Origin of the sequence: Jiella flava, assembly GCF_017349315.1 — a bacterium.
Classification (GTDB): Bacteria; Pseudomonadota; Alphaproteobacteria; order Rhizobiales; family Rhizobiaceae; genus Jiella; species Jiella flava.
In genome coordinates, this window is the sequence record NZ_JAFMPP010000001.1 from 439221 (window position 1) to 459917 (window position 20697).

At 62.5% G+C, this 20697-nt stretch carries 18 protein-coding genes; 6 read left to right on the forward strand and 12 right to left on the reverse strand.

Features of this window, described 5'->3' with window-relative positions:
- The first annotated feature begins 224 nt into the window (after positions 1 to 224).
- From cysD to J1C48_RS01980, 4 genes are all read left to right on the forward strand, one after another.
- The gene (gene cysD / locus J1C48_RS01965) at positions 225 to 1127 is read left to right on the forward strand and encodes a sulfate adenylyltransferase subunit CysD (RefSeq protein ID WP_207255962.1); all 903 of its coding nucleotides are present in this window, start codon (positions 225 to 227) and stop codon (positions 1125 to 1127) included.
- Positions 1127 to 2860 carry a sulfate adenylyltransferase subunit CysN gene (gene cysN, locus J1C48_RS01970; protein WP_207255963.1) on the forward strand — a complete coding sequence of 578 codons (1734 nt, stop codon included), beginning with the start codon at positions 1127 to 1129 and terminating at the stop codon, positions 2858 to 2860. The genes cysD and cysN overlap by 1 nt, the downstream gene beginning before the upstream one ends.
- A complete protein-coding gene (locus J1C48_RS01975) occupies positions 2857 to 3039 on the forward strand; it encodes a hypothetical protein (RefSeq protein WP_207255964.1) in 183 nt (60 codons plus the stop codon). The genes cysN and J1C48_RS01975 overlap by 4 nt, the downstream gene beginning before the upstream one ends.
- A gap of 196 nt (positions 3040 to 3235) precedes the next feature.
- The gene (locus tag J1C48_RS01980) at positions 3236 to 4351 is read left to right on the forward strand and encodes an FAD-dependent oxidoreductase (RefSeq protein WP_207255965.1); all 1116 of its coding nucleotides are present in this window, start codon (positions 3236 to 3238) and stop codon (positions 4349 to 4351) included.
- A gap of 35 nt (positions 4352 to 4386) precedes the next feature.
- On the opposite strand, the gene J1C48_RS01985 is transcribed toward J1C48_RS01980, so the two are convergent.
- The 7 genes from J1C48_RS01985 to J1C48_RS02015 all read right to left on the reverse strand — a co-directional run bounded on the left by J1C48_RS01985 (position 4387) and on the right by J1C48_RS02015 (position 14263).
- Positions 4387 to 5700: a glycosyltransferase family 4 protein gene (locus tag J1C48_RS01985; protein WP_207255966.1), complete on the reverse strand. Its 1314-nt coding sequence runs from the start codon at positions 5698 to 5700 to the stop codon at positions 4387 to 4389.
- Between the two features lie 102 nt (positions 5701 to 5802).
- Positions 5803 to 6624 carry an ABC transporter ATP-binding protein gene (locus J1C48_RS01990; protein WP_207255967.1) on the reverse strand — a complete coding sequence of 274 codons (822 nt, stop codon included), beginning with the start codon at positions 6622 to 6624 and terminating at the stop codon, positions 5803 to 5805.
- Positions 6621 to 8189, reverse strand: coding sequence for a KpsE/RkpR family capsule polysaccharide export protein (locus J1C48_RS01995; protein WP_207255968.1), 1569 nt, complete (start codon positions 8187 to 8189; stop codon positions 6621 to 6623). Before J1C48_RS01995 ends, J1C48_RS01990 begins: the two co-directional genes overlap by 4 nt.
- A 758-nt stretch (positions 8190 to 8947) precedes the next feature.
- On the reverse strand, positions 8948 to 10390 hold the full coding sequence (locus tag J1C48_RS02000) for a phosphomannomutase (protein WP_207255969.1): 1443 nt from the start codon (positions 10388 to 10390) through the stop codon (positions 8948 to 8950).
- Positions 10391 to 10511: 121 nt separating this feature from the next.
- Positions 10512 to 11927 (reverse strand): mannose-1-phosphate guanylyltransferase/mannose-6-phosphate isomerase, encoded by a 1416-nt coding sequence (locus tag J1C48_RS02005; protein WP_343217674.1) that lies wholly within the window; start codon positions 11925 to 11927, stop codon positions 10512 to 10514.
- A 210-nt stretch (positions 11928 to 12137) separates the two neighbouring features.
- The gene (locus tag J1C48_RS02010) at positions 12138 to 12923 is read right to left on the reverse strand and encodes an ABC transporter permease (RefSeq protein ID WP_207255970.1); all 786 of its coding nucleotides are present in this window, start codon (positions 12921 to 12923) and stop codon (positions 12138 to 12140) included.
- Positions 12924 to 13525: 602 nt separating this feature from the next.
- Positions 13526 to 14263, reverse strand: a complete 738-nt coding sequence (locus J1C48_RS02015) for a L,D-transpeptidase (RefSeq protein WP_207255971.1) — start codon at positions 14261 to 14263, stop codon at positions 13526 to 13528.
- A 231-nt stretch (positions 14264 to 14494) separates the two neighbouring features.
- Between J1C48_RS02015 and J1C48_RS02020 the strand changes: the two genes are divergently transcribed.
- Entirely contained in the window at positions 14495 to 14890 is a 396-nt protein-coding gene (locus J1C48_RS02020) for a MerR family transcriptional regulator (protein ID WP_207255972.1), read from the forward strand.
- 240 nt (positions 14891 to 15130) lie between these two features.
- The gene (locus J1C48_RS02025) at positions 15131 to 15616 is read left to right on the forward strand and encodes an MmcB family DNA repair protein (protein ID WP_207255973.1); all 486 of its coding nucleotides are present in this window, start codon (positions 15131 to 15133) and stop codon (positions 15614 to 15616) included.
- 48 nt (positions 15617 to 15664) lie between these two features.
- Here the strand turns inward: J1C48_RS02025 and pheT are convergent, their stop codons facing one another.
- The 5 genes from pheT to pheS all read right to left on the reverse strand — a co-directional run bounded on the left by pheT (position 15665) and on the right by pheS (position 20533).
- Positions 15665 to 18079, reverse strand: a complete 2415-nt coding sequence (gene pheT / locus J1C48_RS02030; protein WP_207255974.1) for a phenylalanine--tRNA ligase subunit beta — start codon at positions 18077 to 18079, stop codon at positions 15665 to 15667.
- Between the two features lie 108 nt (positions 18080 to 18187).
- On the reverse strand, positions 18188 to 18604 hold the full coding sequence (locus J1C48_RS02035) for a GFA family protein (protein ID WP_207255975.1): 417 nt from the start codon (positions 18602 to 18604) through the stop codon (positions 18188 to 18190).
- A gap of 27 nt (positions 18605 to 18631) precedes the next feature.
- Positions 18632 to 19090 carry a hypothetical protein gene (locus tag J1C48_RS02040; protein ID WP_207255976.1) on the reverse strand — a complete coding sequence of 153 codons (459 nt, stop codon included), beginning with the start codon at positions 19088 to 19090 and terminating at the stop codon, positions 18632 to 18634.
- The gene (locus J1C48_RS02045) at positions 19083 to 19400 is read right to left on the reverse strand and encodes a hypothetical protein (RefSeq protein WP_207255977.1); all 318 of its coding nucleotides are present in this window, start codon (positions 19398 to 19400) and stop codon (positions 19083 to 19085) included. The genes J1C48_RS02040 and J1C48_RS02045 overlap by 8 nt, the downstream gene beginning before the upstream one ends.
- 50 nt (positions 19401 to 19450) lie before the next feature.
- The gene (gene pheS, locus J1C48_RS02050) at positions 19451 to 20533 is read right to left on the reverse strand and encodes a phenylalanine--tRNA ligase subunit alpha (RefSeq protein WP_207255978.1); all 1083 of its coding nucleotides are present in this window, start codon (positions 20531 to 20533) and stop codon (positions 19451 to 19453) included.
- Between the last annotated feature and the right edge of the window lie 164 nt (positions 20534 to 20697).

The following is a 20697-nucleotide window of genomic DNA, read 5'->3' on the forward strand; positions in this document are numbered from 1 at the left end:
ACGGCGCCGCCAGAGCCGCTGCATCGACAACGGGCGGAGCGCCGGGATTGCAGCGCACGCCGGTCCGATGGCCCGGTGGTGGAGACCTATTGAAGACAGGCCCGCGAGGCGCCCCCCGCATGGGCGGATTTAATATGCATGCCCGAGCCCCGCTCGGGCCGACGACCTTGGATGATGCGCCGCGCTGCAAGCAGCCGCCGCGTCCGGCATGAGAAGGCTTCCCGATGAAGCATATGACCCATCTGCAACGGCTCGAAGCCGAGTCGATCTTCATCATCCGCGAGGTGGCGGCCACGGCCGAAAACCCGGTGATGCTCTATTCCATCGGCAAGGACTCGGCAGTGATGCTGCATCTGGCGCTCAAAGCCTTCCTGCCGGGCAAGCCGCCCTTCCCGCTCCTGCATGTCGACACGACGTGGAAATTCCGGGAGATGATCGAATTTCGCGATCGACGCGCCCGCGAGCTCGGCCTCGATCTCATCGTCCACACCAATCAGGACGGGCTGAAGCGGGGCATCAACCCCTTCGCCTCCGGCTCGCGCGTCCATACCGACGTGATGAAGACCGAGGCGCTCAAACAGGCGCTCGACCAGTATCAGTTCGACGCGGCCTTCGGCGGCGCGCGGCGCGACGAGGAAAAGTCGCGCGCCAAGGAGCGGGTGTTCTCGCTGCGCACACCCGAACATCGCTGGGACGCCAAGAACCAGCGGCCGGAGCCCTGGCGGCTGTTCAATACCCGCAAGCGCAAGGGCGAGAGCTTCCGTGTCTTCCCGCTGTCGAACTGGACCGAGCAGGACGTCTGGGACTACATCGCGCTCGAAAGCATCCCCGTCGTGCCGCTCTATTTCGCCGCGCCGCGCCCGATCGTGAAGCGCGACGGCGCGCTGATCATGCGCGACGACGACCGCATGGACCTGCGGCCAGGCGAGAGCGTCGAAACCATGATGGTGCGCTTTCGCACCCTTGGCTGCTACCCGCTGACGGGGGCCGTCGAATCGAATGCCGCCTCGATCGAAGACATCATCGCCGAAATGCGTTCCTCGCGGGTTTCGGAGCGCCAGGGCCGGGTCATCGACCAGGATTCCGGCGCCTCGATGGAAGAAAAGAAGCAGGAGGGCTATTTCTGATGTCGAGCATCCTCAAGGCCAAGACCCTCGCCGACGAGGCGGACACCGCGCAGAGTTCCACCCCCGCGGCCTTCGAAGACCAGAGCTTCGCCGGCCCGGCGCCCGACCAGCCGGCCGCAGCCGGACCCGTGATAGCCCCGCAGGCGAACGGACAAGCGCTGAGCGCACCGGCGGTCTCGCTCTTGCGTTTCATCACCTGCGGATCGGTCGATGACGGCAAGTCGACGCTGATCGGCCGGCTTTTGTTCGAGACCAATGCGGTCTTCGACGACCAGATGGAAGCCTTGAAGCGCGACTCCAAGAAGTTCGGTACCACCGGCGACGATCTCGATTTCGCCCTGCTCGTCGACGGGCTTTCGGCCGAGCGCGAACAGGGCATCACCATCGATGTCGCCTATCGCTATTTTTCGACGGCGAGCCGCGCCTTCATCATCGCCGACACGCCGGGCCACGAGCAATATACCCGCAATATGGCGACCGGCGCCTCCCAGGCGGAACTCGCGATCATCTTGGTCGACGCGCGCAAGGGCATTCTGCCGCAGACCCGGCGGCATTCCTTCATCACCTCGCTGGTCGGCATCAAGTCGGTGATTATCGCCGTCAACAAGATGGACCTCGTCGACTTTTCCGAGGAGCGTTTCGCTCAGATCAAGCGCGACTATCAGGCCATTCTTCCGGCGCTTGGTTTCACCGACGTCACCTTCGTGCCGGTCTCGGCCAAGAATGGTGACAATATCGTCAGCCGGTCGGCGAACACACCCTGGTACGACGGCGAGACGTTGCTGGAGCGGCTGGAATCGGTCGAGCCGGCGACCTTTGATGCCGGCCGCGAGCCGTTCCGCATGCCGGTCCAGTGGGTCAACCGGCCCAATCTCGACTTCCGCGGCTTTGCCGGCTCGATCGTCGGCGGCGAGATCGCCAAGGGCGATGCGGTCGTCGCGCTTCCCTCGGGCGGGCGCAGCCGCGTCAAGGGCGTCTTTGGCCCGGATGGCGAGGTGGGCAGCGCCGAAGCCGGCGAGGCCGTCACCATCACCCTCGAAGACGAGATCGATGTCTCGCGCGGCGACGTTCTGACCGCCGCCAATAGCGCGGCCGGCGTCTCGCGCCGTTTCTCCGGCGAGCTGCTCTGGATGGCGAACCATCCGCTGATCAAGGGCGGCCGGCTGATCCTCAAGCTCGCCAGCGCCCAGACGCCGGCGACGCTGTCGGCGCTTGACGCCGCGATCGACATCCACTCCTACGCCGCCAAACCCGCCAACGCCTTGTCGATGAACGAGATCGGCAAGGTGACGATCACGGCCGACCGTCCGATCGTCGCTTTGCCCTATGGCGACAACCGCGAGCTTGGCGCCTTCATCCTGATCGATCCGGTCAACAACGAGACCGTGGCGCTCGGCGTGGTGCGATCCGTCGGTGAACCGGAGAGCAACAAGGCGGCCGCCACCGAGGCCGACAGCCGCTCGGGTCTGCAGCGTCTGCGCGATCTCTGGCTCGGCCAGGCGGCGCGTGACGACGCCGCCCACCGTCAGGCGAAGATCCGCGCGCGGATCGCCGGATCGGTGCTCGTCGGGTTCCTCGCCCTGCTCTTCCATATGCCTCTGGCGCTGGTGCCGCTGCTGGCGATCCTCGACTTCCTGCTGCGGCCGTTCCTGGCCGTCGCCTTCGGCGCCGATCAGCTGCCCGAAGAGCGGCCGGTCGATCCGACCGTCGTCGACGATGGGGGCGGCATATGACCGCCAGTTGTTGCGGCGAGGCCGAGCCGTCGAGCACGTGCGCAGCCAAGGCGGATGATTTCCGCCCGATCGGCGCCGAGCGGCGACGGTATCGCCCGCCGATGCCGGTTCTGGAAATCATTCAGCTGACCGGCGCCGTGCTGGTGTGCGCCGCGCTGATCGGCGGCTTTCTCGGATAGAGCGCCCTGCGTCCGATCGGACGCAGAAAGGTCGCTCTCACCCTTTGAACCGACGCATCGTGCTTTGCCGAAAATCGATTCCGATGTTCGGGCCGATGCTGGAGGCCTTGTGCGTCCCTCAGCCGTGCCCATCATTGCGGGCGCGGCCATCGGCGCCGTTGCGGCGCCCGCCGCGATCGCTGATAGGCTGGGCGCCATGCGCGACATCGTTCTCATCGGCGGCGGCCACGCCCATCTCTTCGTCCTCGAAGCCTTCGCGAAGCGGCCACGGTCCGATATCCGCCTGACCCTGATCGCACGGGAAGCCTTCGCGCCCTATTCCGGCATGCTGCCCGGCCGAGTCTCGGGCCAATATCCGATCGACGCCGGCGAAATCGACCTTCAGCGCTTGGCCGGCCGGGCCGGCGCTCGCTTCGTTCATGCCAGTGCGACCAGGATCGACCGGAGCGCCAGGCGCGTCGAGCTCAGCGATGGCACGAGCCTCGCCTATGATTGGCTCTCTCTCGATATCGGCATCGTGCCCGACGTCTCGGCGATCGCCGACGCCGCATCCCATGGGCTGATCGTCAAGCCGATCTCGACATTTCGCCAACGGCTGGAGCCGCTTCTCGCGGGGATCGATGCGGGAGCCGCCCGGCATCTGGCGGTGGTCGGCGGCGGGCCGGCGGGTTTCGAGCTTGCCCACGCCGTGCGGCGGCGGCTCCACAGGGCAACGCCGAACCCCGGCACGACGGTAACGCTGCTCGCCGGCCATAAGCTTCTCGCCGACCTGCCCGCTCGCGGCCAAAGCCTTGGTCGCCGGTCGCTGCAGCGGCTCGGCATCGCCCTCGTCGAAGGGCCCAAAGCACAGGCCATCGGGGCCGACCACATCCGCCTCGACGACGGGCGAGCAATCGCCGCCGACGCGGTGATCGTTGCGACCGGCGCCGCCGCACCGCCGCTGTTGCGGGCCTGCGGTCTTGCCGTCGACGCGGCCGGTTTTTTGCGCGTCCGCCCGACGCTCCAGGCCGAAGACGACGATCACATCTTCGCCGCCGGCGACTGCGTCACATTGATCGGTCAGGAGCGGTCCAAAGCCGGCGTCTATGCGGTGCGCCAAGGCCCCGTCCTTGCCGCCAATCTCAGCCGCGCCGCGCAATCGCGCCCGCTGCGCTTTTACGACGCTCAAAGCGCCCATCTGATGCTTCTCGCCCTCGCCGACGGCTCCGCCATCGCCGCGCGCGGCCGCTTCGCCCTTAAAACCCGCCTCGCCTTTCGATTGAAAGACCACATCGACCGCCGTTTCGTCGCCCGCTTCTCAGCCCCGACTTGAAGACGATCAGGCAGCTTGCCTCATGCGGTTCACCCTCAGCTCCGCAAGCTGTCGATATGCGTCATCGCGCGTTCGACATGCTCTGGCCAGGTGAGTGGGCGATAGCCTCTCGCCTTGTCGGTCAAGGCCGCGCCCATCTGACTGCCGTCGGCCGTCATGGCGACGATCGCGTCGGTCCATGCGGGCCCGTCGATTGGATCGATCAGGAGCGCTCGATCCTCCGATATCTCGCGATGGACCGGAATGTCCGATGCGATGACGGGCGTCTCCATTGCCAATGCTTCGGCGACAGGCAGGCTAAATCCTTCAACCTGCGAAGGCGCCACCAGCGCCCGTGCACCGCTTAACAGATGCGACAAACCGAGATCGGACAAATCGGCGACTTCCACGATGTGGGGTCCGATCTCACGCGAGCGCTCGAGAACGTCGATCATGTTCTCATTTTCCCAGCCGCGACGGCCGACCAGAACCAGTTTCGGCGCGGCCGGCCCAAGACGCTGGACGACGGCGCGCCAGACATTGAACAGGAAAATCAGGTTCTTGCGCGGCTCGATGGTGCCCACACAAACGAAATACGGCGCCTGCGGGAGCAACGCCGCATTGACCGGCACGGCCGCAAACCAGCGATCGACCCCAAGCGGCACCACCTCGACCCGCGGCACCCGCCAGCCTTCGCCTTCCATGTATCGCGTGACCGCCTCGGCCGTCGCCGCCGAATTGACGACGATCAGTTCGGCCCTCGCCGCGACCGTCTTTAACCGCTCGTGATGGCGCGCCGCCGAGCCGGGCGAGCAAAATTCGGGGTAGTCGACCGGAATCGCGTCGTGAATGAAGAAGGCCGACGGGATCTTGTTGGCCGCAAGCCAGGAGAAGCGGTCGGGTTTGTCGAGCTGAGTATGCGAGGAATGGTAGTAGCAGCGCTCGGCCGCGGCCGACGCCTTCAAGGTCTTGCGCATCGCCCGCGGCGCATTGGCGATCTGGCGAAACGGAAATTGCAGCGTCTTTTTGGCGTGATGCAGGCGCCCGGCCCGCTTCAAGCTCGTCGCGCCCGCTCGCGTTGGATCCGCCGGCGCATCGATCGCCTGTTTGACGCTCATATATAAACCATCGCCGGACGCATCCGCGCGATCGCGCATCCAACCCGCCTCGATCTTCGCCAGATGATCGCGCATCACCTCGCCTGGGATCGAGCCATTGCCGACTGGCGTCGTGATGATTGGAACGACGGCGCCGTATTTCTCTTTCGTCACGAGTTCGTCGGCGTAAGCGAATTCGACCCGGTCGATGCCTGTCGGCGCACCGCGCAACAGGCGTGAGGAAATTCGCGTAAGATCAAGGAAGACGGTCATCAGATTAAGCGTTGAACCGGAGCGAAGGCGTTTGCAGCTCAGAAATGGAGGGCCGGCGATCACCGATTTTCACGGGCACACCGGTTGAGACAGCCGGGCCGATCAAAGGCTGCCGTAAATTTGGAGCGCGAATTCAAGATCGTTGAAGAGACGGCTGCGGCCGCGCTTCATGACGATCGCCTTCGAGCAGTATTCGAGGATCGTCTGACGATGATGGCTGACAAGGATCATCGAGGCATGTCCATGAGTGCCGAAAAGAGCATCACGACATTTTTGCTGGAACCGTTGGTCACCGACGGCAAGAACTTCATCGATCAAATAACACTCAAAATCAATGGCCATCGTCAAAGCAAATGCCAATCGCGTCTTCATGCCGGATGAATATGTCTTGACCGGATAGCGAATATACTTCCCAATCTCGGCAAAATCTGCCACATAATCAATCGTTTCTTGAATTGGCTTATTATAAATCCGCGCAATGAAGCGGATATTGTCAAGGCCGCTCATGTTGGGATGGACACCGCCGCCGCCGAATGACAGCGGCCAAGACATTTTCAAACCGCGATGCACGCTGCCGCTCGTTGGTTGTTCAACGCCGCCGATCAATTTGACGAGTGTCGACTTGCCGGCGCCGTTCTTTCCCAGAACAGCAATCTTTTCCCCCGGCCCCACTTCAAAGCTGATGCCGTCGAGCACACGAACGGGCCCGGTCTCGCCGTGATAGCACTTGACGATATTATTGATGCTGACCTTGCGCGTGTCGCTGACGAGCGAACTCTGGACTTTCGCAGCGGGTCGGACACGTTCGTTTTCGAACAGCCGTGGACGCGCAGGCACCAACGGAAGCAATCGCTTCGGCGTTATCGTCTGGAGTGCGCGGCCGATCGCCGAGGACGCCCCGCCATGCTTCTGCACCAAACTCATACCACGTGTTCCATCGCGTCCTTCATCAGCACCCCGACGACCTTATAAAGGGCAATGCCGACGAGGCCGACAATGAACGCCCAAAATACGGGTCGCGGCCCCGAAGGCCGATCCGGCAGATTTGGTGCCGTGATCGTTTGAAGATAAAACCGATTGGAAAACGCCTCCTGACGCGCCTCTTCCATCGATGCGTAGGCACTGGTGAGCGCCTGGATCGCCAAGGTCCGCTCTAAATCCAAGCTTTCGTAGGCTGAAATTTTCGGCGCGAGCGAATTATCGGACCCCACGAGCCTCTCGCGGATAGCCTTGATCTGCTTCTGAAGCGCCCTGCGCTGCTCACGCAAACTGGCAAGACGCGGATTCTTCGGCGCCGACGAGCTGAGCTGTGCAATCTCAGTATCAATCGTCGTTGCCTGTGAGGTGAGCGTCGTGATCAGGCCAAGCTCGGTGTCGGATTGGGCTTGCGGATCCAAAAGCTGTTGCGAATTCCGAAAATCGGTCATGCGCTTTTGAACGTCTCTGACCCGATCCTCACTCGTGGCGAGAACGGCTTTTGTGAACGCGATTGCATCGTCCGTCGCGCGCTTGTTCATACTATTGATGAGCTTTTCGGCTTCGCTTAACAACGACGTCGCGAGTTGCTGAGCATCTTGCGGCGAAAATGCCGTCACACTCAGTGTCGAGATACCGGTATCGGAATCGATACTGACATCAACGGCATCCCGCATCGCGTCGTAAAGACCCTCTTTGTTGTCGCTATAAAAAATTCCCGGAAAATCTGAAAATACGTCGCCCGACGGCTTCATTAATTTATTTTTCAGATCATCAGCCTTCGCAAGATGCTCGGCCGCATCGCGCGACTTGAAATACACAAGAATTGCTTCACTGGACTCATTGGAAGCCGTGATTCCGGACACGGAGAGACCCAGTCCTGCGGTCGAAAGTCCTTTACGAACGACGTATGTTGCTTCAGACGTATATCGATATGGAGCAAAAACCGAAAGATAGATTGCGGTGATCAACGCCGGAAAGACGACCAAGCAGAGAAACAACCAAGGCGGTCGGCGCGACGACGCTCGAACGACACCGACATCGTCCAAGCGATTGACATGTTCCGTCAACTCCGAAGCCAACGCGATATTCTTGCTCAGCGGCGCGCGAGCCGGTGGCGTCGTTACAGGATGACGAGCAGCCGGATCGGCAGGAACGACGGTGTTGGAAGACGGCTTGGCCTGGGCATTTCCCCCTTCCGCAACGACCAGCTTTGGCTCGAGACGCGCTTCGCCGCCATGATCGGCCGCGAACAGACCAAACACATTTGCCATCCGGCCGATTTCGCGCGGCTTGAGCGGCCGCAAGACAGCCGCGAGACTGCCGAGCCCAGACATCGGCGCGTCGAGAACCTGGTTTATCCGCGCACGCCGCTCGGTTGGCGACGCGTCACCGAAAGCAGACCGGGACGTTGGTCGCTTCTGAGCGTCGTTCGATTTCCGGGAAAAATGTGCTTGGGAGTCAGGCAGCCCAGTTTGCATCCGCTTCGCGCGACCTTTTCCGAACGAGGACATCGACATCCTTTATTCCCAGACCGCCAAATGTGACCAATTCGTGGATCGGCCCATTTAGCATACATCATGTCCGCGACGGCACACGGGTAGCAAAGCGGGCAATCTGCGCCCACACGCCCTGATCGTTGCGGCCGCCCGCATCGAACGCTCACTCAGATCGCCAACCAGATCGTCAAACGCCGCGCTCGAAGCCAGATTCCCCGCCAGGCCCAGCCGCACACGCGGCTCGGCATCCTTACCCATTTAGAGCGCCCTGCGTCCGATCGGACGCAGGGCGCTCTAAGCCTTGAATCGACGCATCATGCTTTGCCGAAAATCGATTCCGATTTTCGGGCCGATGCTGGAGCATGTGCCATTCTGGACATCGCCCAGGTGTCGGACACATCCGAAAACTCTTGAGCACGCACCAATTTCTATCTGACTCTCGTTACCGGATCGGCACCAGCCTCTGCAAGCCGGCGGCCGTATGATGATCCGCTCACCCCGACGTCATCTATGCTCTCGCGCGCCGTTCGTCTGAAAGGACGCACAAAGGACGCGCGATCTTACTGATTCTTCGCATCTGCTGTCCAAAAATCGATTCCGATGTTCGGGCCGATGCTGTAGGCAGGGCTTGTGCCGATTTTGTGATCGACACCCTTCCGGTAAGCGAAAAATGAGCAAAATGGCAAATGCGACCAAGCGTTCGGCCAACCCGCCACCGCTTCCATGAGTGAGAGCCCGATCGCCAAGCAGCGACGCTCACCGCTATCGCCCGCTCACCGTCCCAGGGCCTGCTCTGCGGCAGCAAGTCCCCAATCAAGCAGCCGTTGCGCGACGTTGGCACCGGCCGCTTCAACGTAGCAGCGCAATTCCGGGGCGTTGCCGGAGGCGCGATAGTGCAGGGTTTCGCCGCTCTCGAGCACGACACGCACACCATCGAGCTGATCGACACTCGCGACCGCGCCGATCGCTGCGAAGAAGTCGCGGCGATAGCCGGCGTCCGTGCCGAGGGCCTGCAGGAACGGGCCGCTTTCGCTTGCCGGCACGTCCTTGAGACGATGAGCCGCGGTGAAGCCCGCATCGAGGCCCGCGACGATCGTTGCCAGAGGCGTCTTGGACGCCGCCATGGCGGCAAGTACGGCAAGGATCGGAAGGACGCTGTCACGGGTTGGCAAGGCATCAAGCCGCCGCCCTTGACGCGCGATGGCAGAGCCAAGCAACAGGCCGCCATTGGCTTCAAAACCCACAATACCCGCTTCGCCGGACCCCGCGGCAGCCGCCATGCCGGCGATGACATAGGGGCTACCAACCTTGGTGCGCCGGACCGTTGTCGCGATGCCCGACCGCTCGATCGCCGCGCTCGATGTGACCGGCGTGACGATGGTCGAAAGCCCAAGATGCCGGGCCGTCAAAAGCCCGATGACGTCACCGCGCAAGACCGCACCGCTCGCATCGGCGACGAGCGGGCGATCCGCGTCGCCGTCGGTCGAGACAAAAGCGTCGCAGCGCCCGTCTTTCGCCCACTCTGCCAAAAGCGTCAGATCCTCGGGCCGATGGGCCTCTGTATCGACGGGAATGAAACGGTCGGCGCGGCCATAGACCACCGTCTGCGCCCCGAGACGCTGCAGGATCTCGACCAAGAGATCACGCGCGACAGACGAATGCTGATAGACGCCGACTGTCAGGCCCGTCAGGGCCTCGCCGCCGAAAAATGCGGTATAGCGCGCGACGAAGGGCGCCGCCGCATTGAGCGCCTCGGCCTCCCCTTCAGACGCTGAATGCCTGTCGAAATCGGCGCGATCGTCCTCGCTCAAGCCATCGAATGCCGCCACGATCCCGATCTCGTCGGCTTTTCCGATCTCACCGGACGGGGCGTAGAATTTCAGGCCGTTGCGATCCTCAGGGATGTGACTTCCGGTGACCATGATGGCCGGTACGTTGCGCGTGAGTGAGGCCAAGGCCACGGCCGGCGTCGGCACGGCGCCACAATCGATCGGCGTGAAGCCGGCCCGTCTGGCGGCGGCGATGACGAACGCCGCGATTTGTGGGCTGCTGAAGCGCAGGTCGCGCGCCACGAGCACCCTTCGCGCATCGGGCGCGATTCCGCCGGCCTCCTCGAGGTAACGCAGGAACGCCAGGGTGTAGCCGTAGCTCGGCCAGCCAAGCAGATCGGTGACGAGGCCGCGCAGACCGCTGGTCCCGAATTTCAAACTGGTCATCGTCTCTTCCTTTACGGGGATGTTGCCCAGCAGGCCGGCGCGGGCGAGACGGCGCCCATTTTGGCGATCGGCGGCCCGCACTCGTCAGAAGCGAACCGCTCGTCCTGTCGGAACCGATCCGTCAGCTGCGCGCGTAGACGTCTTCGATCCGTACGATGTCGTCCTCTCCGGTGTAGCTGCCGACCTGAACCTCGATCAGCTTGAGGTCGATCTTGCCGGGATTGTGCAAACGATGGACGCAGCCGATCGGCAGATAGGCCGCCTCGTTTTCATGGTAGAATTGCACCGCCTCGTCGATCGTCACCTCGGCCGTGCCATGCACGACGACCCAATGCTCGGCGCGATGGTGATGACGCTGCAGACTGAGGCGCCCCCCCGGCTTGACGCAGATATGCTTGACCTGGAAGCGATCACCAATGTCGATGCGCTGATACCATCCCCACGGGCGATGAATCCGCAGATGCTCGCCCGCCTCGCGGCGGCCGGCCTTCTTCAACTCGGCGACCAGCGTCTTGACCTTCGGCGCCGCTTTCATCGACGAGACCAGCACCGCGTCATGGGTGGTCACCACGACCACCCCGTCGAGCCCGACGACGGCGGTCAACGCCTCTTCGGAGCGCACGAAGCTGTCATGCGTGTCGATCGCGACGACGTCTCCTTCGAGACGATTGCCGTTGGCGTCCCTATTCTTGACCGCATGCAGCGAATCCCAAGAGCCGATATCCGACCAGCCGAATTCCGCTGCGAGAACGCCGCCGAGCTTGGTCCGCTCCATCACCGCATAGTCGATCGAAATCGTCGGCGATGACGCGAACGCCGCCTCGTCCAGCCGAATGAAATCGAGGTCACGCACCGCCTTTTCGACGGCGCGGCGAGCGGACTCCAACACCTCCGGCGCGTAAGACTGGAGTTCGCCGACCATCGTCTCGGCCGAAAACGCAAAATTGCCGCTGTTCCAGAGATACCCTTCCGTGATGTAGGTTTCAGCGGTCTTGCGATCGGGCTTTTCAACGAAACGCGCAATGGAGTGGGCGCCGATATCGAGTTCAATGTCCCCCGGCTGGATGTAGCCATAGGCGGTCGAGGGATGATCGGGCGTGATCCCGAGGGTCATGATCCGTCCGGACGATGCCATCCCGGCCACTTTCCGAACGGCGACGCCGAAGCCTGCCTCATCACCGATCACGTGATCGGAAGCGAGCAAGAGGCATGCGCCGCCGGCGCTTCTGCGTTCCGCCAGGAGCGCCCCCACCGCCACGGCGGCAGCGCTGTCGCGCCGTTGCGGCTCAAGCACGATCTCCGCATCGCAGCCAATGACAGCCAACTGCTCAGCCGCAATGAAGCGAAAGTCATTGTTTGTGATCACGATCGGTCGATCGAAGTCGGCGCCCGACACCCGCAACATCGTCGCCTGGAAAGCCGAATGCCCATCGTCGAGCAGCGGAATGAACTGCTTCGGCATCGAATCGCGCGAGACCGGCCAAAGTCGGGATCCTGCGCCCCCGGCCATGATGATTGGAGTAATTGCCTGCACCACGCGAGATCCTTTCAGCCTCGGCGTCGTCGACGCATCACTCTGCGAGCGACATCTGACGAATTGCGACCGCGATATTGCGCCGAAAACGAAAATGATTCCTCAAATCATCCCCGCATTTCAATCTCACGCCGAGCCCACACCGAGCCTAAAATCCGATCGTACCATCACACATGCGCCCGCCGAAAGTCGCCCCGCAAAAAATAGATCAAATTATACCGCCATATGTTTCTCTGCATATTTCAGATACGTAATACCCAACGCATTGGAAACAATTCCACAGATGACAAGATAGATCGGATCATAATGAAACACGAATTCATTTCCATAAAACCCAGCCCGGAACATTTCACTCGCGTGGACCATCGGAAAGTATAAAAGCAATTCCTGAGCACGCGCTGGCAACCAAGACACAAGCGAGAATGCGCCAGAAACAGGCAAGCTGAAATACATAATCGGCTGCATTAATCGATCCGCAGCATCGAATTGCTCGCATAAAGCTCCAACGAACATCAACACACCCATATTAAAAAATACCATTAATGCATACGCCGTACACATCAAGAGCGGGTCATAAATCATATTAACTAAGTTAAATATATATAAAATTGTAAAACACACCAAAAACGACGTCATAATCCCTAGAGCTTCCATTATTACATTGGCAATAATTGTATCTATTATTTTAACATTTTGGTGAAATAATAGGCCGCCATTGACGCGCATCGATCGAATGCCGAAGCCAATCATATGACGCCAAAGCGTCAACATTGAATAGCCGGTTAACGCGAAGCCAACGATCGGCATGTGATGCACCGATTCGCCGCGACGTATGCTCCAAAGTATAATCACGCCGCCAATCAGGAATACAGGCTCCCCGACATACCAAAGAAATCCGATATTCTCTCGGCCATAGCGACTCATCAGCTCGCGGATCACCAACGCATAGATCACTCGACCCTGAATGATGAATTTCGAAAGAACTACGCTGGCGCCCATGACGCGGCATCCTTTTCTCCGTTCGGCATAGACCGAACAAGTCTGCCGAACAATGTTCGTACGCCGGAACGGCAAAGCCTTGCATAAATAGGTGATAGCGCCGCGGACGAGCAGCACCACGCCTCAGTGACATCGCTCGACAGCAAGAGGACACGACGCGTTGCCTGACGACCGTCAGCGACGCCGGCGCGGGCTCGGCCATCATCGACGCGAAGTCGCAACACATTCTATCCCGCCACCCGCGGTCCAAACAAGCATGCCGAACTGCAGGGGCCTCGCCCTCACTAAGCCTGGCAACGGCGGGCCGACCACGCCCTTGCCGAGACCGGCACAGCCATACCAGCGGCCCCATCACGGCTCCGGAAAGTGCCGCTTGTCGACAGCAAATGCAGCCAAATCATGTCACCTATGGCGGCATTTCACCGACAGCGCATAACCGTTGCGGACCGCGGACCTCATCCATCACAAATACAAAAAAGCGGCCCGCTTCGACATGAAGCGGACCGCTCATTTGTCTCACGGCGAGAGGCAACCGATCCGTCGATTGCCTCGCAATCACGATTGTCACCGCGTCGCTGACGGACGCGTTCAGCAACCCCCGATCAGCGCGAAGCGAGCTTTTCGTTGCCCTGCTTGACAATCACCTTGGCATTCAGCGGCACGCGGCTGAACAGGTCGATGATGTCCTGATTCATCAGCCGGATACAGCCCGAGGATGCAGCTGTGCCGATGGTCCACCATTCGGGCGTGCCATGCAAACGGAACAGCGTGTCCTTGCCGTTCTGCCAGAGATAGAGCGCGCGGGCGCCAAGCGGGTTGGTCAGGCCCGGCTGCATGCCGTCGGCATACGGCTCGAGTTCCGGCTTGCGGGCGATCATCTCCTTCGGTGGGAACCACTTCGGCCAATGCTGCTTGTCGTGCACCTCGGCGTCGCCAGCCCAGGAGAAGCCGCTGCGGCCAACACCGATGCCATAGCGCATCGCCTTACCGCCAGGCTCAATCAGATAGAGAAACCGGTCAGGCGTATCGACGATGACCGTCCCTGGCTCAAGACCGATCCCCTCCGGATAGGACACTTCTTGGCGCCGAAACTGCGGATCGACTTTTTGGTAGGGAATGGCCGGCAGATGGAAGCCGTCATCGTCGCGCGCCGCATAGTCGGCCTTCCAGGTGGCGTCGAGGTCACCTGCCGCCGGCATCGTTTCGGGGCTTGCATAGGCCGCAGCCATCGGAGCGGCAGCGCCCGTATTCAGGCTCTCCTTTTGCGGATTGTCCGCACATCCGGCGAGCATGAGCGTGGCGATTGCGGCGCCTACTGCAATGGAAAGCTTGAACGTCATGACAGATGCCAATGCGGTTTGGATAGCAACGATTTCGGGTTCCCCAAAACTCGTGGGCCCATTTCAGAATATCTTTCCGATAGGCCGCATCGATGGATCGGGCAATGTCCCCATTGGATGCGGTCATGGTTAAGAAAACGTTTGTTGCGACGTCGTCACAGTTGACCTGTGGCCGAGCTGCGACATCTGCGTGATGAAAAGGGATCCGCGCGAACCCATGAGGTTCACATCATGAACATCGGAGAAGCCTCTCGCCTGTCCGGCCTGCCCCCCAAGACCATCCGCTATTACGAGGAGGTTGGGCTTATCAAGCCGATGCGCGCGAACAATGGCTATCGGGACTATCGGGACCGGGACGTGCATGTCCTGCGCTTTCTGCAACGCTCGCGCTCGCTTGGCTTTTCCATCGCCGAGGCGCGCAAACTCCTGTCGCTCTACGGCGACGAAAGCCGCCAGCGCGAGGATGTGCGCCGGCTGGTGACGCGCCGGATCGCTGAAATCGACCACAAGATCGCCGAGCTGCATTCTTTGAAGCGGGCACTGGCGACCCTCACCGACCGGTGCCAGGGCGGCTCGAGCCCCGATTGTCCGATCCTCGAGGAAATCGCCGGCGAGCGGGTGGAATAGGCCGTCTTTTGTTCAGCCGACTCGCGGGCCGCGCGAGATCGAAGCGCCTTCCCGCCACGATCGGCGAAACGCGCCGAGGACGCGTAACGTCGTCCGCTTGCGCCGCCAGCGATCACAGTTGCGTCAGAAGCGCGGGAAGGCCGCTCGGTGTGGCCGTCCCCGCGCCGACGTTCTCATCTCCGATTGCATACTGTCGCGATTCGTTTGTGTTTTGTTTCGTCGGCCATTATGGCTTTGCCGATGCCCCTCGTCTCACCCTTCACGCCGGATCCGCTGGTCGATGGCCGCCAATCCGAGCGCGCCATGATGGTCCGCCGCGGTGTTCAACGGCTGATGCAGAGCCATCGTGTGTCTTTGCTACCGGAAATGCCCCTGGATTCGGGCCGCCGGGCGGATCTCGTCTGCCTGTCGGAAAAGGGCGAGATCGCGATCATTGAAATCAAGACCTCGATTCAGGATTTCAGGGTCGATCAGAAATGGCCGATCTACCGCCGGCACTGCGACCGGCTGTATTTCGCGACGCACCCCGGGGTGCCGACCGAAATCTTTCCGGACGAGTGCGGGCTGATCCTTTCCGACGGCTTCACGGCGGAAATTCTGCGCGAGGCCCCGCTTGAACGGCTCGCGCCGGCCACCCGCAAGGCGATGACCCTCAAATTCGCCCGGCTTTCGGCCAACCGCCTGCTGCAGGCGGAATGGGCCGCCAATCCCGCGGCGATGGACTGACAGCGGAGTCGGGCGGCCTCTCGCCCGATACGCCCGCCATGATACTCATCACCCTCGCAGGATCGCGCCGGTCGCCTTCTGCACGCCGGCGATGATCTTCGCGGAGACCGCCTCGAGCTCCTCGTCGGTGAGGGTGCGCTCCGCCGGTGCCAGGGTCACTTCAATGGCGACCGACTTCTTGGCGTCGCCGAGCGACGCGCCGGCAAAGACGTCAAAAACCCGCACGTCCTTGACCAGCGCTTTGTCGGCGCCCTCGGCCGCCCGCACGATCCGACCCGCTTCGACCGTCTCGTCGACGACGAAGGCGAAGTCGCGCCGCACCGGCTGAAAGAGCGAGAGCGTCAGCACCGGCTTGGTGCGCGTCGCCTTCTTCTTCGGCTCCGGCACCTTGTCGAGAAACACCTCGAAGCCGCAGAGCGGACCCAAGACATCGAGGGTCTTCAAAACCTTCGGATGGAATTCGCCGAATTCGGCGATCACCACCTTCGGACCAAGCTTGATCCGGCCCGAGCGCCCGGGATGATACCAATCGCTCGCCGGCGCCTCGATCATCAGCTTGTCGGCCGGAAAGCCGACCGCTTCAAGCACGGCGAAGACATCCGCCTTGGCGTCGAAAACCGTCACCGCCGGCGCCGTGCCCGACCAGAAGCGGCCCGGCCCGTCAGGCCCCGCGGAGCCACGCCGGACCCCCCCGGCCACGCGCTTTTGCCCGTCCGGCGTATCGGTGAGATAGGTCGCCGCGACCTCGAACAGGGCGGTATCGCCATAGCCACGGGCGGCATTGCGCCCGGCCGCCGCAATCAGCCCTGGCAGCAGCGACGGCCGCATGTCGGAGAGATCGGCCGAGATCGGATTGGCCAGCTTCAACGCCGGCGAGCCGCCACCGAAGGCCTCGGCTTCGGCCTGCGAGACGAAGCTGTAGGAGACGCATTCGACCATGCCGCGCGCGGCAAGCGCCCGGCGCGCCGTCCGATCGCGGGATTGGGCCGTCGTCAAAATGCGGCCGTTGACGGCGCTATGAGCAGGCAGCGGCGCCGGCTTGATTTCATTCACGCCCTTCAGCCGCATCACCTCCTCGACGAGGTCGGCCTTGCCCTCGACGTCCGGCCGCCAGCTCGGCACCGTGCAGACAAGCGCCTCGCCCTCGCGATGGGGCACGAATCCGAGAACGGACAGGATCCGCTCCTGCTCATCCGGCGTGCTCGCAAGACCCGTCAACCGCTCGAATTCGCCGAACGGCAGGCGGATTTCCTTTGGGTGATGCGGTTTGACACCGGCCACGATCCGCGTCGACGGCGTGCCGCCGCACAGATCGAGCACCATTTCAGTCGCCAGATCGAGGCCCGACTCCATGAAAGCCGGGTCGACGCCACGCTCGAAGCGGTAGCGAGCGTCGGTGATAATGCCGAGCGAGCGGCCGCTGCGGGCGATATCCAGCGGCTCCCAGAGCGCCGACTCGATCAGCACCTCGGTGGTCGTCTCGTCGCAGCCCGAATGTTCGCCGCCCATGATGCCGGCGATGGATTCAACGCCGTTGTCGTCGGCGATCACGCAGGTGCCGGCGGGCAGCGTGTAGTCGCGATTGTCGAGCGCCAGGATCGTCTCGCCCGCCGCCGCATCCCGCACCTGCAGCGCGCCCGCGACCTTTGCCGCGTCGAAGACGTGCAACGGCCGGCCGCGATCGAAGGTGATGTAGTTGGTGATATCGACGAGCGCGTTGATCGGGCGAAGGCCGATCGCCTTCAGCCGCTTCTGCAGCCATTCCGGCGACGAACCGTTGGCAACGCCTGAGACCCGGCGAAGGGCGAAACCGAGGCAGGTCTTGCTGGTCACGGCGAGCGCCACGCCGACATCGCCCTCGCCCTCGATGCGGGCCGGCTCGGTCGTTTTCAACCGGCCGAGGCCGGAGGCTGCGAGATCGCGCGCGATGCCGGAAACGCCTGTCGCATCGGGGTGGTTGGGGGTCAGATTGATCTCGATGACGGGATCGATCAACCCGGCATAATCGGCATAGCGCGTGCCGACCGGCGCATCGCTCGGCAGATCGATGATACCCTCATGGGCCTCGGACAACTCGAGTTCGCGCTCGGAACACATCATGCCGAAGGATTCGACGCCGCGGATCTTGCCGACTGACAGCGTGGTGTCGATGCCCGGGACATAGGTGCCGGGAAGCGCCAACACGCCGACGAGGCCCTCACGCGCGTTCGGCGCGCCGCAGACGATCTGCAGCGGCTTGCCGTCGTTCACCTTCGGGCCGGCATCGACCGACAAGAGCTTCAGCCGATCGGCATCGGGGTGCTGGCCGGCCGACAAAATGCGGGCGATGACGAAGGGCGCGAACACCGCCCGGTCGTCGACGGATTCGACTTCGAGGCCGATCATCGTCAGCCGGTCGCAAATGTCCGCAAGGCTCGCCTCGGTGTCGAGATGGTCCTTCAGCCAGGAGAGTGTGAATTTCATGTCTATCCCGCGTCGTCTCGTGTTCTGCGCGACCGCTATCGGCCGCTTCAATGAAATTGCGCCGCGCCGCCCGTTTCAATCGGCGGTTTGCGGCGGATCAGTGCTCGGTCATGGCCGGCGCACGCTCATCGCCGCATGCCCCGGCAGATCGACCGTGATCGCGGCAAAGGGCAGCGCCTCGCCCGCAAAGGCCTGAAGGCGTGGCGCAAAGCGCGCCGGTTCGTCCATGGCGCCGAGGTAGACATAGATTCGGTCGGCCAGTCGCCCGTCCTCGTAGGCGATCGGCGCTCCGCAGGTCGGGCAGAAGGACCGCGTGACATCGCCCTCGCCATAGCGCTGGCCCGTATCGCCGACAAAGCTCAGCTGCGAGCGGTAAAAGCCGACAAAGGCCAGAAACGGCGCGCCGGAGGCCCTGCGGCAATCCACGCAATGACAAATCGCGGTGTAATGCGGCTCGGCCGAAGCGGTGAACCGCACCGCCCCGCAGCGGCAGCCACCAGTGTGGGCAATGGGAGCGTTGGTCATCCAAACACCTTCGATCGCGTCACTGGATCAATCCCTTCGATCCCGGAACAGCAGGCAGACAGCCAACGTCCGACGCTCGTCTCGACCCAATCCCCGAAGATCGACGATCACGCCTTGCGCCTGGACCAAGAGGTCGGTGACGACGTTGAGCGAGAACAAGGACGGATCGCAAGGAAGGTAGTCGGCGCGAGCTCTTTCGACCTGCAGCTGAACGACCGCGTTGCCGATCGCGCGGAAACGATTATCATCCTTCAACGGCGCCTGCATGAAGGCGTTTTTCAACCGCCTATGCTCCAAGGCGCGATACACACGCACATAGGCGTCTGAAGCACGGGCAACCCCGGGCAGCAAACTTTCGCTCGCCAGCTCCGCCAGCGCATGAAAAACGGCATAATAGGCCGTGCTCACGGCGCGTCGCAGACAAGCCGACGTCTGGTTCGGCTCGCCCGCCAAAAGCCTGGCGCTGTCGAGCAACTCATCAATCATGACCGGGTTCTGCCGGCTGCGACAGCCCTGGGGCCGCAAGTCCCTCTGGCCGCCGATAGGTCAACAGTGCGAACCGCTCGTCGCCCCGCTCCAGCAAAGCCCCGCGAATGGCACCACCGATATCGAGCATCACGCGTCCCGGTACCTGGTGGTCGACATCGACGGTCATTCTCAGAACAGCATCGCCATCAAAATCTCTCTCGGAGGCGATAGCGACGCCGCGAAAGCCAAAGTCTCTCAGTCGCTCTTGCAAGATCGACTGAGCAAGCTCCTCGGCTTGCTGATCGTTCAAGGCAATGACCGTGGACATGGCATCTCCTTCGCGGCGCGCGGAATTTCCGGCCGAGCGCTGTCACTCTCTCACGTGCTCAAGCCCCCGAACAGTGTCGGCATGTCGAGCGGGCGGAAACCGTAATGGTCGAGCCAGCGGATGTCGGCGTCGAAAAAGGCGCGCAGATCCGGCATGCCGTATTTCAGCATGGCGATGCGGTCGATGCCCATGCCCCAGGCAAAACCTTGATAAACATCCGGATCGAGCCCGACGCCCCGCAGAACGTTCGGATGGACCATGCCGCAGCCCAAAATCTCCATCCAGTCGGTGCCCTCGCCAAAGCGCACCTCCGCGCCCGAGCGGTCGCATTGAATGTCGACTTCGAGGCTCGGCTCGGTGAAGGGGAAGAAGGAGGGGCGGAAGCGCATATTGAGCTGCGGCACCTCGAAGAAGGTCTTGCAGAACTCCTCCAACACCCACTTCATGTTGGCGATGTTCGACGTGGTGTCGACCACCAGCCCCTCGAGCTGATGGAACATCGGGGTGTGCGTGGCGTCCGAATCCTGGCGATAGGTCTTGCCCGGAATGACGATGCGGATCGGCGGCTTCTGGGCCTCCATGGTCCGGATCTGCACCGGCGAGGTATGGGTGCGCAACACCTTGCGCTCGCCCTTGTCATCAGGCGCGAGGAAGAAGGTGTCGTGCATCTCGCGGGCGGGATGGCCTTCCGGGAAATTCAGCGCCGTGAAATTATAGTGGTCGGTCTCGACGTCCGGCCCCTCAGCGATGGAAAAGCCCATATCGGCGAAAATCGCGGTGATCTCGTCGATGACCTGGGAGATCGGATGGATGCGCCCGCGCGCTGCCGCCGCCTGGCGGACCGGCAGCGTGACGTCGACCCGCTCGGCGGCGAGCCGCGCGGCAATCGCCTTGTCGGCGAGCGCCTCGCGCTTCGTCGTAATCGCGCCCTGCACCGCGTCACGCAGGCCGTTGAGCCGCGGGCCGGCGGTCTTCCGCTCCTCGGGGCTCATCTTGCCGAGCCCCTTCATCATCTCGGAAATCCGGCCCTTCTTGCCGAGCTCGGCGATTCGGATCGTCTCCAGTGCAGCCTCGTCTCCCGCCGCCTCGATCGCCGCGAGAAGCTCGCTCTCCAGCGCGTCTGTGTCGCTCACCTGTCACCTCTTTCGCCGAGAGCGCCCTGCGTCCTGTCGCACGCAGAACGGACGCTCTAACTCTTTGAAGCTCCGCATCGGCCGATCGGCCCGTGCATCGCATGTCGATCACCGCGCCTTCATGACGCAAAAAGGCCCGCTGCGGTCAAATCCCGCGCGGGCCT

Coding starts and splice junctions, on each gene's coding strand:
- cysD (WP_207255962.1), top strand. CDS start 225: ATGAAGCATATGACCCATCTGCAACGGCTCGAAGCCGAGTCGATCTTC.
- cysN (WP_207255963.1), top strand. CDS start 1,127: ATGTCGAGCATCCTCAAGGCCAAGACCCTCGCCGACGAGGCGGACACC.
- J1C48_RS01975 (WP_207255964.1), top strand. CDS start 2,857: ATGACCGCCAGTTGTTGCGGCGAGGCCGAGCCGTCGAGCACGTGCGCA.
- J1C48_RS01980 (WP_207255965.1), top strand. CDS start 3,236: ATGCGCGACATCGTTCTCATCGGCGGCGGCCACGCCCATCTCTTCGTC.
- J1C48_RS01985 (WP_207255966.1), bottom strand. CDS start 5,700: ATGACCGTCTTCCTTGATCTTACGCGAATTTCCTCACGCCTGTTGCGC.
- J1C48_RS01990 (WP_207255967.1), bottom strand. CDS start 6,624: ATGAGTTTGGTGCAGAAGCATGGCGGGGCGTCCTCGGCGATCGGCCGC.
- J1C48_RS01995 (WP_207255968.1), bottom strand. CDS start 8,189: ATGTCCTCGTTCGGAAAAGGTCGCGCGAAGCGGATGCAAACTGGGCTG.
- J1C48_RS02000 (WP_207255969.1), bottom strand. CDS start 10,390: ATGACCAGTTTGAAATTCGGGACCAGCGGTCTGCGCGGCCTCGTCACC.
- J1C48_RS02010 (WP_207255970.1), bottom strand. CDS start 12,923: ATGGGCGCCAGCGTAGTTCTTTCGAAATTCATCATTCAGGGTCGAGTG.
- J1C48_RS02015 (WP_207255971.1), bottom strand. CDS start 14,263: ATGACGTTCAAGCTTTCCATTGCAGTAGGCGCCGCAATCGCCACGCTC.
- J1C48_RS02020 (WP_207255972.1), top strand. CDS start 14,495: ATGAACATCGGAGAAGCCTCTCGCCTGTCCGGCCTGCCCCCCAAGACC.
- J1C48_RS02025 (WP_207255973.1), top strand. CDS start 15,131: ATGCCCCTCGTCTCACCCTTCACGCCGGATCCGCTGGTCGATGGCCGC.
- pheT (WP_207255974.1), bottom strand. CDS start 18,079: ATGAAATTCACACTCTCCTGGCTGAAGGACCATCTCGACACCGAGGCG.
- J1C48_RS02035 (WP_207255975.1), bottom strand. CDS start 18,604: ATGACCAACGCTCCCATTGCCCACACTGGTGGCTGCCGCTGCGGGGCG.
- J1C48_RS02040 (WP_207255976.1), bottom strand. CDS start 19,090: ATGATTGATGAGTTGCTCGACAGCGCCAGGCTTTTGGCGGGCGAGCCG.
- J1C48_RS02045 (WP_207255977.1), bottom strand. CDS start 19,400: ATGTCCACGGTCATTGCCTTGAACGATCAGCAAGCCGAGGAGCTTGCT.